The 14368-nt window shown below is 69.9% G+C and carries 14 protein-coding genes and 2 pseudogenes; 12 read left to right on the forward strand and 4 right to left on the reverse strand.

The features are described 5' to 3' along the window. The first annotated feature begins 161 nt into the window (after positions 1–161). From IPJ59_RS01915 to IPJ59_RS01950, 8 genes are all read left to right on the forward strand, one after another. Entirely contained in the window at positions 162–713 is a 552-nt protein-coding gene (locus IPJ59_RS01915) for an OmpH/Skp family outer membrane protein (RefSeq protein ID WP_293254107.1), read from the forward strand. Between the two features lies 1 nt (position 714). Next, on the forward strand, positions 715–1311 hold the full coding sequence (locus IPJ59_RS01920; protein WP_293269515.1) for an OmpH/Skp family outer membrane protein: 597 nt from the start codon (positions 715–717) through the stop codon (positions 1309–1311). An 83-nt stretch (positions 1312–1394) separates the two neighbouring features. After that, positions 1395–1862: a 3-hydroxyacyl-ACP dehydratase FabZ gene (gene fabZ / locus IPJ59_RS01925; protein ID WP_293254113.1), complete on the forward strand. Its 468-nt coding sequence runs from the start codon at positions 1395–1397 to the stop codon at positions 1860–1862. A 35-nt stretch (positions 1863–1897) separates the two neighbouring features. Next, complete coding sequence (locus IPJ59_RS01930; protein ID WP_293269516.1) at positions 1898–2512, forward strand: hypothetical protein; 615 nt, start codon at positions 1898–1900, stop codon at positions 2510–2512. Between the two features lie 705 nt (positions 2513–3217). Continuing rightward, positions 3218–4600, forward strand: coding sequence for a sigma 54-interacting transcriptional regulator (locus IPJ59_RS01935; protein ID WP_293269517.1), 1383 nt, complete (start codon positions 3218–3220; stop codon positions 4598–4600). A 32-nt stretch (positions 4601–4632) separates the two neighbouring features. Next, positions 4633–5559, forward strand: coding sequence for a dihydropteroate synthase (gene folP / locus IPJ59_RS01940; protein WP_293254125.1), 927 nt, complete (start codon positions 4633–4635; stop codon positions 5557–5559). Continuing rightward, on the forward strand, positions 5546–6508 hold the full coding sequence (locus IPJ59_RS01945; RefSeq protein WP_293269518.1) for a diadenylate cyclase: 963 nt from the start codon (positions 5546–5548) through the stop codon (positions 6506–6508). The genes folP and IPJ59_RS01945 overlap by 14 nt, the downstream gene beginning before the upstream one ends. Next, positions 6505–7488 carry a CdaR family protein gene (locus IPJ59_RS01950; protein ID WP_293254131.1) on the forward strand — a complete coding sequence of 328 codons (984 nt, stop codon included), beginning with the start codon at positions 6505–6507 and terminating at the stop codon, positions 7486–7488. Before IPJ59_RS01945 ends, IPJ59_RS01950 begins: the two co-directional genes overlap by 4 nt. Before the next feature lie 7 nt (positions 7489–7495). On the opposite strand, the gene IPJ59_RS01955 is transcribed toward IPJ59_RS01950, so the two are convergent. The 4 genes and pseudogenes from IPJ59_RS01955 to IPJ59_RS01965 all read right to left on the reverse strand — a co-directional run bounded on the left by IPJ59_RS01955 (position 7496) and on the right by IPJ59_RS01965 (position 9695). Continuing rightward, a complete protein-coding gene (locus IPJ59_RS01955) occupies positions 7496–8173 on the reverse strand; it encodes an HAD family hydrolase (RefSeq protein WP_293254134.1) in 678 nt (225 codons plus the stop codon). Continuing rightward, positions 8170–8598: a COX15/CtaA family protein gene (locus IPJ59_RS01960; protein ID WP_366524539.1), complete on the reverse strand. Its 429-nt coding sequence runs from the start codon at positions 8596–8598 to the stop codon at positions 8170–8172. The genes IPJ59_RS01955 and IPJ59_RS01960 overlap by 4 nt, the downstream gene beginning before the upstream one ends. 112 nt (positions 8599–8710) lie before the next feature. Continuing rightward, positions 8711–9124: pseudogene (locus IPJ59_RS37495) on the reverse strand (COX15/CtaA family protein); the annotation flags it as partial. A 58-nt stretch (positions 9125–9182) separates the two neighbouring features. After that, a complete protein-coding gene (locus IPJ59_RS01965) occupies positions 9183–9695 on the reverse strand; it encodes an EVE domain-containing protein (protein ID WP_293269519.1) in 513 nt (170 codons plus the stop codon). A 140-nt stretch (positions 9696–9835) separates the two neighbouring features. Here IPJ59_RS01965 and IPJ59_RS01970 point away from each other — a divergent pair, with 140 nt between their 5' ends. The 4 genes and pseudogenes from IPJ59_RS01970 (at position 9836) to glmM (ending at position 14359) form a co-directional block, all read left to right on the forward strand. Next, entirely contained in the window at positions 9836–10966 is a 1131-nt protein-coding gene (locus IPJ59_RS01970; RefSeq protein WP_293269521.1) for an HD domain-containing protein, read from the forward strand. Between the two features lie 43 nt (positions 10967–11009). Next, positions 11010–12023, forward strand: coding sequence for a DUF294 nucleotidyltransferase-like domain-containing protein (locus tag IPJ59_RS01975; protein ID WP_293254146.1), 1014 nt, complete (start codon positions 11010–11012; stop codon positions 12021–12023). Next, positions 12020–12997, forward strand: a complete 978-nt coding sequence (locus IPJ59_RS01980; protein WP_293269522.1) for an HAD family hydrolase — start codon at positions 12020–12022, stop codon at positions 12995–12997. The genes IPJ59_RS01975 and IPJ59_RS01980 overlap by 4 nt, the downstream gene beginning before the upstream one ends. Before the next feature lie 7 nt (positions 12998–13004). Continuing rightward, a pseudogene (gene glmM, locus IPJ59_RS38655) lies at positions 13005–14359 on the forward strand (phosphoglucosamine mutase). Positions 14360–14368: the final 9 nt, after the last annotated feature.

Genomic DNA, 14368 nt, shown 5'->3' on the forward strand with positions numbered 1-14368 from the left:
GAGCCAGAAGGACGGCTCTCCGCGCGAGGAATTGTCGATGCGCCAGTCGAAAGTCCGAAGTAGGCCCGATCTGGGCCGCTTGCGTGGTGAATCGGCCCGCGAGCCCCCCCGTCTGAGGCAGCGGTTGCTGCCCTGGGCGGCGGCAGCTAAGGTGTCGCCCCGTGAAGCGTAAGTCTCGCCTCATCTCTCTCGCAGCGCTACTCCTCACCAGCGCCGCGTTCCTGCATCCCGCCGCCGTCGCAGCGGCTCCACCGGTCAAACCGCTCGAGAAGATCGCAGTCGTCGACCTCCAGCGCTGCATTCTCGAGACGGTCCAGGGGACCAAGGCGAAGAAGGATCTCGAGGCCGCCTTCGCCAAGGGCCAGTCCCAGCTCGAGAAGAAGACCAAGGACCTGCAGAAGAAGGCCGAGGACCTGCGAGCGAAGGCGGCGATGCTCGCGCAGGAGGAGATCGTCAAGCGCCAGCAAGAGTTGATGCTCAAGGACCAGGAGCTGCAGCAGCTCTACACCGACCTCCAGGAGGGCATCGCCACCAAGGAGGCCCAGCTCACCGAGAAGATCTACAAGAACGTCGCCGCGATCGTGAAGGAGATCGCCGCTGACGAGGCGTTGCAGCTCGTGCTGGTCCGCTCACAGGCCAACGTGCTCTACGCCAACCCGAAATTTGACCTCACCAACCGTATCATTGTCGCCTACGACAAGAAGCACCCCTGACATGACGACCGCCATGCCCACTCTGCTCCGCCGCCTGCTCGCCGTCTCCGTTCTCGCCATCGGCGTCGCCAGCTTCACACCCGCGCGCACGAACGCCTCTCCGGCGGCCCCTGCTGACCGCGTGACCTCATTGGCACCCAAGGCGGCGGTGCCCAAGGTCCGCGGTGTCGCCGTCGTCGACATGCAGAAGGTTCTCAACGACACCAAGCAGGGCGTCGCGGCCCGGAAGAAGCTGGAGGACAGCTCCAAGGCCAAGCAGGAGAAGCTCGACGGCAAGCGCAAGAAGCTCGAGGCAGACCAGGCCAAGCTTAAGAACCTCGCTGGCGAAAAGCTCGCACAGGCCGAGGAGGCGCTGCAGAAGGACTACGTCGAGATGCAGCAGATCTACATGACGATGCAGCAGGAGCTGGCCGCCGACGAAGGCCGCGTGCTGGAGACCATCTACAAGAACTGCACGAGCGTCATCGACAAGATCGCCGCAGAGATGGAGATCGATCTCGTACTCATCCGCGACGAGACCACGGTGCTGTTCGCTGAGCCGGGCCTCGATATCACCGACACCCTGGTCAAGCGCTACAACGCCAAGTACCCGAGCTAGCCGCCGGGAACGCCGGTCCGCGTCGCCGCGAGCGGGGTCTCCTCGTCCGCGGTGGACTCGTTTATGATGCAGGGTAGGGGCTCATGCTGCTCGACGCCGTTCAGATCCAGAAGATCCTGCCGCACCGCTTCCCTTTTCTCTTCCTCGACCGCGTGATCGCGGCGACACCGGGCGAGTCAATCGTGGCCCAGAAGTTAGTGTCGATGAGCGATCCGATCCTGCAGGGCCACTTTCCCGACAACCCGATCCTCCCAGGCGTCGTCCAGATCGAGGCGATGGCGCAGGCCGCGGTGGTCCTCGCCAATCTGTCTGGCCTGTTCGACCCCGAACTGCACAACTGCTACTTCATCGGCATTCAGGAGGCCAAGTTTCGTGCCCCGGTCGTGCCCGGCGAGGTGCTCACGATCGAGGTGAAGGCTCTGCGCCTCGGCCGGCTCGGCAAGTTCGCGGGTGAGGTCCGGTCGGGTGACCAGGTCAAGAGCTCGGGTACCTTCACTGCGATCATCGAGCCCAAGATCAAGCCCGCTCGCCCAAGCGACACGCCTGCATGAGCCCCGGAATCGGTCGTCTTGCTACCCTGGCCGCGGTGCTCGTCGTCGTCGCCTGCGGGGGCCGCGAGCTACGCGGGCTGAGGCACGCGAGCGACGAGGCCGCGACCGCCGTGCGGCGCAGCGATGCACGCGCCCTGAGCACGCAAGTCGTGGTCGGAGCTCGTAACCGCGTCGACTACCGGGCGATCCTGGCGGACAAGCTGGGCCGGGCCGAATGGGTCCGCCGCCTCGCCTCGCCCGACGCGGTGCGGCCCACGGCGGTCATCTTCCTGGCACCGGACCAGCCACTGGCGACTGTCTGGACCGCCAGAGCGTGGCACTTCGCCGAAGACCCGACCCTGGTCTATGACCAATCGAACCCACGTGCCGCACTGCGGAGCCTGGTCCGCGCCAGTCGACTCCAGCGCTGGGACGTGCTCATGGGCCTTGCGCCGGAGCGCTACCGCCTTGGGCTCTCGGAGGACGACCTGCGCCGCGCCTGGTCTGAAGGCGAGTATGCGAGCGCGCTGCAGGCAGCTCGCGACCGCCTGGTTCGTCATCTCGCCGAGCCGATCGTCAGCGACGCTCATGAGGCGGTCCTCGACCTCGGCGATGGCGAGTCAGCCCACCTCGAACGCGAGGGCACCCGCTGGGTCGTTGTCGACTTCTGAGCACCACCGAGAGGAGAGCATCCAGCGCGGCAAAATCCCCCGGCGTTGTGTGGGCACCTGGCACACTGCGGCGAGCGCGAATACAGTTCTTGCGATCCTCACCACCGGCGTTAGTCTCGTCGGTAAGGTGGCCAACCAAAGTTTCACTGCCCCGCCCCGGATGACAGCACTGTCAGGGGCAAGGCTGGCTGGAGTAGACGCGGCGCGATACCTACCTGGTCGTCGCGAGGTAGACAAGCCCAGTCCGCGTGAGGTTTGCGACTGCCTTCTTTCCTTGGCACAACCCCTGACAGCCCCGGTGGCAGAAGCGGCAGGCGAACCCATGAGAGCGGCGACCCTCGACATCAAACCCCGGCCCGACACCCCCGCTGTTCGGCGAGAGCGCCCATCCCCCGTGCTACAGATCGAGTTGGAGCTGCCGCTGGTGGCTCCTGAGGCGAGTGAGCCGCCCAGACCGGCACCCGGAGGCGATCCGATCGCCGGCCGTGGGATCGCCGTCATCGACTTCTATATCTGAGGGCAGACGGCCCCACATGGGGCCGCCGGCGAATCCAAGACGGGGACCCGTGGGCACGGTGTCTCCGTTTCGTGCGTCTGGATCGTCACGTTCAAGCGGCAGGCGTACTGACCAGGGAGCCCACAACGTCGAGGCGCAGCGATTTTGTGTGCTTCACGCCACGGGCCGGCTCCTGGTAGCTTGGGTCCATGGCACACGACGAAGCGCCGGTGGATTCGACGGTCGTGCACGACGACGGGGAGGACATGCGCCACTCCGGGTTCCGGCTCGTGGTCCTGAGCGGCGAGCTGCGCGGCCGCGAGATGGACGTGACCCAGGAAATCGTGCACCTAGGGAAATCGCGCCAGTGTGACATCGTTCTGCCCGATGAATCGGTGTCGCGGGTGCACGCCGAGATCCGGCGTCAGGGCGATGCCTACCGCGTTCTCGACCAGCAATCGACCAACGGCGTGTTTATCGGCGGTGTACGGGTGACCGACGGCTTTCTGAAGCCCGGCGATGTCCTCGCGCTCGGCAAGGTCCAGATCCGCTTCATGCCGCGCGACGCCAGGGTCGAGCTGTTGCCCAGCACGGCCGAGAATTTCGGTCCTGTTCGCGGACGCAGCCTGGCGATGCGCAAGATCTTTGGCGTGCTTGAGCGAGTCGCCGGGGCCGACGCGACCATCCTCCTGGAAGGCGAGACGGGCACGGGGAAGGATCTCCTCGCCCGCGCTATCCATGATGCTTCGCCGCGTAAGGACGCACCGTTTGTGGTCGTGGACTGCGGCGGCGCAGCGGCGGCGGCGCTCGAGGTGGAGCTGTTTGGGTCCGAGACCGACGGGCGCAAGGGGGCCTTCGAGCTGGCCCACAACGGCACGCTGTTGCTCGACGACATTGGAGAGCTACCGCTCGACCTCCAGCCCAAGCTGACCCGCGCGCTCGAGAACCGAAAGGTCCGTCGCGGGGGCGGCAGCGACGAGCAGGAGGTCGATGTCCGGGTGCTGGCGACCGCAAATCGGGGTCTCCAGCATCAGGTCGCTGCCGGCGAGTTCCGCGAGGACCTGTACTTCCTGATCGCCGTCGTGTCGATCCAGATCCCCGCGGTCCGCGACCGGCGCGATGACATCCCGATGCTCATCGAGCTGTTCTCCCGCCGCTTGCCGCCCGGGATGTGGCGAGCGCCGGGCCCGGAGGCGATGGCCAGACTGGTCGCGTATGACTGGCCGGGCAACGTCCGCGAGCTTCGCAATGTGGTCGAGCGCAGCGCCTACCTCTCGCCCGATGGTGTCATCGATCTCATCACTGCTGGAACTTTGCCGCGCACGGGACGCGACCAGCCGGTGGTCTTCGATCCGACCCTGACCTTCCGCGAGCAGAAGGAACGCGCCGTCGAGCTGTTTGAGGAGACCTACCTCAACTGGCTACTGCAGCGCTCAGAGGGCAACATTTCGCGGGCGGCGCGTGAAGCCGACATGGACCGCAAGTACCTGCACAAGTTGCTCCGCCGCTACGGCATCGACGCCAAGCAGTTCACGGCGGCGGCCCTCGGGAGCCGGGCCAACAGCGACACGGGCGGCGACGCGGGCGCGTAGATCCTGCCGGCGAGCCGCGATACCATCCCCAGATGTTGTCCCCCGCCGATCTCGCGGCCGCACCCATTTGGGTGCACGCGCGCGGGCAGCTGTCGTTGGCGGTGCCGCGGGTGATGGCGGTCGTCAACCTCACCCCCGACAGCTTCTTCGACGGCGGCAACTTGCTCGCGCCCGGGGCGGACGAGGCGAACGCGGGCATGGCGGTGCGCCATTGCCGTGGGTTGGCGCAGCAAGGCGCCGACATCCTTGACCTCGGCGGCGAGTCGACGCGCCCCGGTTCGACGCCGGTCGTGGCGGAGCTCGAGCTGCGTCGCGTACTCCCGGTGCTTCGCCGTCTCCGCGACGATCCCGAGCTCGCGGCGGTGCCGATCAGCGTCGACACGCGCCACGCGGAGGTCGCGGAGGCGGCGATGGCGGCCGGTGCGGCCATCATCAACGACATCAGCGGGCTCGCCGATCCGGCGATGGCCGAGGTCGCCGCGCGCACAGGGGCGGGCCTGGTCCTCGGGCACCTGCGCGGCGAGCCGGCGACCATGCAGACGCACGTGTGTTTCACCGACCTGCTCGCCGAGGTCGCGCGCGAGCTGGTCGCCGCGGTGGAGCGGGCGCTCCGGGCGGGCGTGCCTGGCGATCGCATCCTCGTCGACCCCGGAATTGGCTTCGGCAAGACGGCCGAGCAGAGCACGGCGTTGCTGGCCGCCTCGGTGGAGCTGACCCAACGGACAGGTTGCCCTGTTCTCATCGGTGCCAGTCGCAAGGCCTTCCTCGGTGTGATCACGGGCAAGGCGGTCGGTGAGCGCTTGATCGGCAGCGTCGCGGCGGCGGTGATCGCCGTCGAGCGCGGAGCCAGCGTCGTACGCGTGCACGATGTCGCGGCCACGGCCGAGGCGCTGCGCGTGCTCGCGGCGGTGCGGGCGGCCGAGCGATCGATCTTGCGGGGGGCGCGTGACGCCGGCTGAATTCATCGCAGCGCTCAGCTGGCGAGACGCGCTCGACTTCAGCATCCTGCTGGTGATCGTGTACACGGTGTTGCGCCTGCTGCAGGGCACACGGGCGTTGCCTGTGCTGTTGGCAGTGGCTGTGTTCTCCGGCCTGGCGACGGCCGCCAGCGCCCTCGACCTCGTCGCGGTCGCTGCGCTGCTCAAGTACTTCCTCGAGTACATCATCATCATCCTGATCGTGGTCTTCCATCAGGAACTTCGCCGCATCTTCCTTCGTGTCGGCCAGCGCCTGTTGCCCCACGGTCGCCGGCAAGCGGCCCGCAGCGCCGTCGGCGAGCTGGTCCTGGCGATCGACCGCCTGCGTCGGGCGAAGATCGGCGCGCTCGTCATCCTTCAGGGAGAGATCGACGTGCTCGACGTGGTCAGCGACCGCGGCCGTGAGATCAACGCGGCGCTGCAGGCGGATACCCTGGTGGCGCTCGTGATCCCGCACTCGATCAACCTGGCCCACGACGGCGCCGTGCTCATCCAGAATTTCCGTATCGCCCGCGCTGGCGTCATCTGTCCGCTGACCCAGCGCGACCGCCTCGATCCCAGCTTCGGCACTCGCCACCGCGGGGCGATCGGCGTCAGCGAAGAGACGGACGCGCTGGTCGTGGTCGTCAGCGAGGAGCGCGGCGAGATCCGTGTCGTGTACCGCGGTGAGGTCTCGGAGGCCCTCACCGCCGCGGATCTCGAGCTGCGCATCGCCGAGTGGCTCGATCAGCCGCATGAGGTCCCGCTCGCCTCGGTCGTCGCTGGCGTGCGCGTCGTCGGGGCTGCGGGCGAGAGCATGAGCGCTCGCACCGTACAGCGTACGCGCGTCGACATGCGCCGTGATCCGCCACGCAGCGGCGAGACTCGGGGTGAGCTCTCCGTCAACCCCGGTGTCGACATCCGGCGCATTGCGGAGGAGGGCGAGCCATGAAGCGGGCGCTGGCCTGGATCGGGCGGGCGATCATCAACCACGGACTGACCAAGTTCAGCGCCCTGGTCATCGCGCTGGTGTTCTTCGTCGTCACCCGCGACGACGTCACGCGGGCCTTCACGATCCCGCTGCGCGTCGTCAACGACCCGAACCGGGTGTTGTTGACCAAGCTGCCGGAGGTCGTGACCGTCGAGCTGCACGGCTCGTGGGCGCGGATGAGCCGCTTGCGCGACCAAGAGCTCGGCGCCGCCGAGCTGGACCTTTCTGACGCGCGCCCGGGGCCGCTGGCGGTCGATCCAGCGACGATCGTGATGCCGCAGGGGGTGATCTTCCGATCGATCAACTACGAGAAGGTCGACCTGCGCTTCGACCGGGTGATCGAGCGGGCCGTGCTGGTGCGCGCTGACCTCCGCGGCGCGGTGCACCCCGACTACGAGCTCGTCGGCACCACGATCGAGCCGCAGCGCTGGCGGATCCGCGGCGGCAGCGGGCCGGTGGGACAGGTGCAGAGCCTGGTCACGGAGCCGCTCGAGATCGAGGGCGCCAGTGAGGACATGAACTTCGACGTGCCGCTGCAGAAGCCCGGGGAGGAGATCGACTTCACCGCGGTCGGGGCCGATGAGCTGCCCCGCGTCAACGTCTCGATCAAGGTCCGGGCGCGCAGCGGCGAGCGCAAGCTCGAGGTCGCGGTCACCTGGCCCACGGACCAGGTCGCGCCGCCGGAGATCCCCAACCAGATCGCGGCGGTCGTCCGCGGCAGTCTGCCCGATCTCCGGGCCCTCGATGCCGCGAGCGCGCCACCGGTGGTCGCCGTGGCCCGCCGCGACAAGCCGACCGCGGAGTTCCCTGACGGCTCGATCGGCTTCAGCTTGCAATTCACGGACGCGGTGCCCGCCGAGGTGAAGGAGCGGCTCACGATCGACGCGCCGCTCGACCGCATCGCCCTCGCGCCGGCCACACCGCCAGCACCGGCGAAGTGAGTCGTGCTCACGCGCCGGTCCAGGCGAGCAGCCGGGCCTGCACGGCCGGCCACGGCATCCAGGTGGCGTCGGCGGGGCCGCGTGGGCGAACGCCGAGGAAGCGCATCCCTGCGGCCGCGGCGAAGCGCTCGTCGGCGAAGGCGCGGTCACCCACCATCACCATCGCCGCGCCGGGCAGTTGCATCCCGGCGAGGGTGGTCGCGGCCATGCGCGGCGCGGGCTTCATGGCGCCCTGCTCCTCGGTGACGAGCACGAAGTCGAAGCTGGTCGCCGGGAGGCCGAGGGCGGCGAGGCGATCGGGCACGCCGCGGTAGTCGCTGACGAGCCCGATCCGCAGGCCCGCGTTGCGCAGGCGGGCGAGCAGCTCGGGCACTCCAGCGTAGAGCCTGGCGGCCTCGCGCAGCCCGCGGAGCACGGCCGGCTCGTAGCGCTCGCGGATCCAGGTTTGCCACTCGCGCTGCGCCGACGGGTCACGGGAAAGGCGATCGAGGGTGAGTCTGGCGATCGCCTCGCCATGCTCGCAGTCGACGCCGGCGAGGCCGGTCCGGACCCGGGTGTACTTCATCAGGCGCAGCAGCGCGAGCGGCATGCTGCGGACCATGAACCACTCGAGCGCGCGCTTGTCGTAGAGCGTACCGTCGAGGTCGAAGACCACGCCGCGGAGCGGTTCGGACGACGCGTTCATGCGACGCGACGCGGCCCGAGGACGACCAGGGCGAAGGTGATGAGGGCGATCCACAGACCTGTCCCGAGGAGCAGGTGGACGACCTGCAGCCAGCCCGGTGCCGACAGCAGGATGTTGACGACCCCGGCCGCGACCTGGACGAGCACGCCGAGCATCACCAGGCCGCCCCAGCGTCGCGCCGCGGGGCTCGTCTGGGCGCCGCTGAGCGCGTTGGCGACGACCAGCACGTAGAGTCCGAGGCCGACCGCGATGAAGGGGTGGAACACGCGCAGGCGCTGGAGGAAGTGGGCGCCGGCGCCGTGGTCCTCGGCGATGCGGGCCGCGAGGTCGCCAGCCTGCGCGGGAAACAGCGTGTCTCCCAGCGCGGTGACAGCTCCGCTGACGCCGACGATGAGCAGCCCGACGATCGCCGTGCCGAGCCACAGCGCGGCCCGCTGCGGCCGTGGGCTGCCATCCGTACGGGATCCGGCAGGGCGGGCGGCAGGCCGCGAAGGTGATCGCGGCGGTCAGCAGCGACGTGTTGATCAGGTGGATCGCCATGACGACGGCGCGGGCGAGCGAGTCGTTCTTGTCGACGAGGCCGAAGCGGACCAGGCCCGCGCCGACCAGCGCCTCGGTGATCGTGAACAGCAGCGCCAGCCAGGCCCCGAGGCGTGCCGCGTGCCCGGCCGGGAAGCTGCGCCGTGCCGACCACACCAGGGCGAGCACCGACAGCAGGCACAGTCCCGAGGTCACGCGGTGGGTGAACTCGATGACCGTGGCGAGCGACGGGCTGCGAGGCACGAGGGCGCCATGGCAGCTCGGCCAGTGCTCCCCGCAGCCTGCGCCCGAGCCGGTGATCCGCACCCACGCGCCGAACAGGATCACGAGCACCGTGTAGGCGAGCACGGCCCATGCGAGGCGTTGGAAGCGGGCGCGGGCGATCTCCGACATGACTTGAGCCCAGGGCATACCCGCTTTCACGCCGGCCGCAAAGCCCCGCGGTGCGGCGGCGCAGGCTTGCGCTGGCTCACCTCTTCGTCGCTGGCAGCAGGTCGGCGAGGCGGGTCGCGCCAGCGAGGGCCGCGATGTGTTCGAAGTGGGCGCGCTCGACCGGCTGCACCGACAGGCGTTGGCCCTTCTGGGCGACCAGGATGCCGCGCAGCGCCGGGTCGTCGCGCAGGCGCTCGAGCGGCACGGGTACGGGCAACTTCTCGACGAAGGCGACATCCACGAGGATCCACCGCGGGTCCTCGGGCTTGCTCTTCGGGTCGAAGTAGGGGCTCTTGCGGTCGAGCGCCGACGGATCGGGGTAGGGCGAGCTGGCGACGCGAGCGAGGCCGACGACCGCCGGTGGCGTCGTGCTCGAGTGATAGAACAGCACGGCGTCGCCGACCTGCATGTCGTCGCGCATATGATTGCGGGCCTGGTAGTTGCGCACGCCCTCCCACGGGGTCTTGCGCTGGTGCTCGAGGTCGTCGATGGAGAAGGTGTCCGGCTCGCTCTTCATGAGCCAGCAGCGCGGGGTGGTGGGCGAGGTCATGGCTTGCGATGCATCGCCCGCGCGCGCGGCCTTGGCAAGCGGCCGCGCTTGTGCAAGCGTCCCGACCGATGAGCGCCGCCGACACAGCCGCCGACTCTGTTCGGGCCGCTGCGCGTGTGAGGGGTGAGGCCGCTGCGCGCGTGAGGGGCGGGCAGGCGCCGATCCTCGCGCGTCACGACGCGACCGCGACGCGCCTCAAGGAGCTGCTCGGCGCGCCGCTCCTGGCCTCACCGTGGCTCGCCCGGCTCGGGCGGGTCAGCTTCCTCGGCACCCTCGACCTGCACCCTGACAGCGTGCACGCCTCGAGCCGCCTCGATCACTCGCTCGGTGTCGTCGGCCTCGGGCTGCAGGTCGGCGCCGAGCTCTCGCTCTCGCCGGCCGATCTGCGCCTGCTGGCGGCCGCGTGTCTGCTCCACGACATCGGCCACTATCCGCTGTCGCACGCGGCCGAGCCCGGCTTCCAGCGCGCGCTTGGGGTGGCGCACCACGGCGTCACCGAGTGGATCGTCCGCGGCAACGGATCGATCCCGGTCGCACAGTCGCTGCGCCCCGCGCTCGAGCGGGCCGACCTCGATCCCGATCTGCTGTGGTCGGTGATCGTCGGCGACGCGCCGCCGCGGTACGCGGCCCTGTCCGCCTTGCTGCTCGCGCCGATCAACCTCGACACCCTCGACGGCATCGTCCGCACCGCCCGCTCCTTCGGTCGCCGCGGAATGCGCTTGCCGCCGATCCTGTTTCGTCGCGCCGGCGACGAGATCGTGCTCGACCCGTCCGCGATCCCGGCGCTTGATCGCTTCTGGGCCCTCAAGGATCGCATGTACGGCGAGGTCATCAACCTGCCATCCAACATCGTCTGCGAGGCCGAGCTCTCGCGGGCGGTCGCCGGTCGCTTCGACGCCGCGGTGTTCGCCGGCTTCGCTGGCTTCGACGACCTCGCGCTCGGTCCGCTCGCGGATGCCGCCGCCCGCAAGGCTGGCCTGATCGTCGGCGACGACGAGCGCTTCCGCTTCGCGGGTCGCCGGGTCGCCGGCGACGACCTGCCGCGGGTACGCAAGCGCTACTTCGTCGATCGCCGCGTCGAGCCGACCGCGGCCGGCCTGTGCGGCGCCGACTGGTCCCGTCGCTACCGTCACGGGCGTCAACTGGTCTACGTGACCCAGCAACACGACGCGGTCCAGCTGCCATTGCCAGGCCTGGTCAGCTTCGCCGACGCCCCGAACGCGGAGGCGTGGTCGCAGCTGCCGGCGGGCGCCGAAGGGCCGGAGATCTAATGTCTCGCAACCTATCCCGAGAGACAGCCAGAGGAGCCGCGCCGTGACAGTCGGCCCGATCGATCTGCGTCCGCTGCTGGCCGAGCTCGCGGTGTCCGAGGCTGACGCCGCCCACGTGCTCGCGGCCGCCGAGGGCTCGTGGACCCGACTCGTGGAGATCCGGCGCGCGCTCGCGGGGCACGCGATCCCGGCGAGCCTGGCCGTCTTCGCGGTCGGCTCGCTCGGTCGCTTCGAGTCGTCGCCAGCGAGCGACCTCGACTTCGCCGTCGTGTACTCCGGCGAGCTGCTCACGGCCGAGGCGGCGGCGCAGGCACGGCACGATCTGGCGGCGCAGCTGCGAGCTCGCGGCCACGATGTCCCGAGCAAGACCTTCCGTGCGCCGCTCGAGCTGGGCGCGCTGCTGGGTGACATCGGCGGCGAGGGCGACAGCAACCTGCACCTGACCTACCGCGCCCTGCTGCTCACCGAGGGCGTGTGGCTGGCCAACGCAGCGGCCGCGGCCGAGGTCCGCGACGCGATCTTCTCCGCTTACGCCCAGGGGGCGATCAGCCGCGGGAGATTCCTCAGCTCGCTGCAGAACGACCTCCATCGCTACTACCGAACCATCTGCGTCGACTATCGCTTCAAGGTGGAGAGCGCCGGCAAGCACTGGGCGATCCGCTACTTCAAGCTCCGGCACGCTCGCAAGCTGTGGCACCTCGCCAACCTCGCGTTGTTCTGCCGCGCGGCGCAGCTGCCCGACGACGAGCGCGACGTCTACCTCGCGTGCGAGCTCCCGCGTCCGCCGCTGCTGCGTCTGTGCAGCGTGCTCCGGGCGCTTCACGGCCTGCCGCTGGCGGCCGAGCTGCTGCGGGCCTACGACGGCTACCTCGCCGCGCTGGCGGACCCCCAGCTGCGCCGCGCGCTCGACCAGATCGACTACACGACGCGCGGCCAGGACCCGCTGTTCGCCCGCATGCTGGCCGGCGCCGAGCGCTTCGACCTCGCGACCCAGGCGATCGCCGGCCACCTGTGGATCCACTGCAACGAGCACCTCGTGCGCTACGGCCTGCTGTGACAGACCTGTCCGAAGAGTCAGCCTGTCTGCTCGGACAGCACGTCGTGTTCGACCTGATCGGCGTGCTCGCCGGGCCCTCATGGCGCGAGCTGTGTCCGCGGCCCGACCTGGCCGCCTGGGCCCGCTTCAAGGTCGGTGCGTACAGCGAGTCCGACTTCTGGTCTGACGATCTCGCCGCCGCCTACCGCGCCGCGCTCGGCCTTCGCCGCGATCGCCTGGCCTTGCTCGCCCGTCTGCGGGCGCGTGGTGCGAAGATCGTGGTCGCCAGCAACTTCGCGGCGCCGTGGCTGGCGACGCCTGCGCGCGAGCGCGTGCCCGCGGGCCTCGTCGACGTCTGGCTCGTCAGCGGCGAGCTCGGCGTGGCCAAGCCCGCCGCGGGCTTCTGGGCCGCGCTGCGTCGCATCGTCCCTGCCGGCAGCCTCGTCGTCGACGACCAGCGGGGCAATTGCGAGGCGGCCAGCCGCCACGGACTGCGCGGCTGTGGGCCCCAGCCGGAGTGGACCTCGCCGGCCTCGTCGACGCGGCGCTGGCAATTCCAAACCGGTGATCGTGCGGCCGAGGTGAGCTGCCAGCTTTACCCGGCCGCGCGCCTTGCCTATCCTGGCGCTGCCATGCCCTCAGCTCGCCGCAACCAACATCTCGCCCTCGGGGGACTTCTGTCCCTCGCGCTCGGCGCCGTCCTGGCGGTCGCCTGCGCCGGCCCGGTCGGCGGCTCGTGTCGCCTGAACCCGTCGTGCGGCACGGGCGATCTCGGTGCCGACTGCGACGCCGGCTTCCAGTGCACGCAGGGCTACTGCTGCGACAAGAAGGACTGCGACGGCGGGATGTGCACGCTCGCCTGTGGCAAGAAGGGCCCGGCCTGTCCCGGCGGCATGGTCTGCCACGGCGACGTGTGTTACTTCGGCTGCGACTTCGACAACCAGTGCGCCGAGGGTCAGCGTTGCAAGGACGACAACTTCTGTTCGTGGGACTAGGGGCCTGATGGCGAGTGAACGCAGGCTGTTCGGCACCGACGGGATCCGCGGACCCGCCAACCTCCACCCGATGACCCCCGAGGTCGCGCTGCGCCTCGGCATGGCCGTGGCCGCCCACTTCGGACGTCGCGGCAGCGTCGTGATCGGCAAGGACACCCGGCTCTCGGGCTACATGTTCGAGACGGCCCTGGCCTCCGGTGTGTGCGCGATGGGGGCCGAGGTCATGCTCGTGGGCCCGCTGCCGACCCCGGGCATCGCCTACATCACGCGATCGATGCGCGCCGACGCTGGCGTCGTCATCTCGGCCTCGCACAACCCCTTCGCCGACAACGGCATCAAGCTGTTTGCGGCCGACGGCTTCAAGCTCCCTGACGAGGTCGAGGCCCACCTCGAGGCGTTGATGGCCCCCGGGGTGCTCGACGACCAGGTCGCGCGCGGGCCGAGATCGGTCGCGCGGTCCGCATCGACGACGCCGCCGGTCGCTACATCACCCAGCTCAAGTACGCCTTCCCCGCCGAGCTCAAGCTCGACGGCCTCAAGGTCGTCGTCGACTGCGCCCACGGGGCCGCCTACAAGGTGGCGCCCGCGGTGCTACGCGAGCTCGGGGCCGAGGTCATCGCCCTCGGCGTCGCGCCCGACGGGCTCAATATCAACGACCGCTGCGGCGCGGTCCACCCCGATCGCATGTGCGCCGCAGTGCGTGAGCACGCGGCCGACCTCGGCGTCGCGCTCGACGGCGATGCCGACCGGGCCGTGTTCAGCGACCGCCACGGCAAGCTCGTCGACGGCGACGCGATCCTGGCGATCTGCGCCCGCGAGCTGCACGCCCGCGGGGCCCTGCGGGGCGGCGCTGTGGTAGCGACGATCATGTCCAACCTGGGCCTCGCCCGCTGCCTGCGCGATGTGGGCCTCGAGCTCGTGCGCACGCCGGTCGGCGACCGCTACGTCGTCGAGGCGATGCGCAGCGGCGGCTACAACCTCGGCGGCGAGCAGTCGGGTCACGTGGTCTTCCTCGACCATGGCACCACCGGCGACGGCGTGGTCGCCGCCCTGCAAGTCCTGGCGATCCTGCAGCGCAGCGGTCGGCCGCTCGACGACCTCACCCGCGTGATGACACGCTACCCACAGCTGCTGCAGGCCATCACCGTCGCCGAACGGATCCCGCTCGAGCTCCTGCCTGGCCTCTCCGGGGTGATCCGCGGGGTCGAGCATGAGCTCGGCAGCGAGGGCCGCGTGGTGGTCCGCTACTCGGGGACCGAGGCCAAGCTGCGGATCATGCTCGAGGGCCCCGACCAGGACCGCCTCGAGCAATACCTCGGCCGCATCGCCGAGGCTGCCCGACGCGAGCTCGGCAGCGCGTGAGGGGCTGCG

It is taken from the genome of Nannocystis sp., assembly GCF_016714285.1.
Classification (GTDB): Bacteria; Myxococcota_A; Polyangia; order Nannocystales; family Nannocystaceae; genus Nannocystis.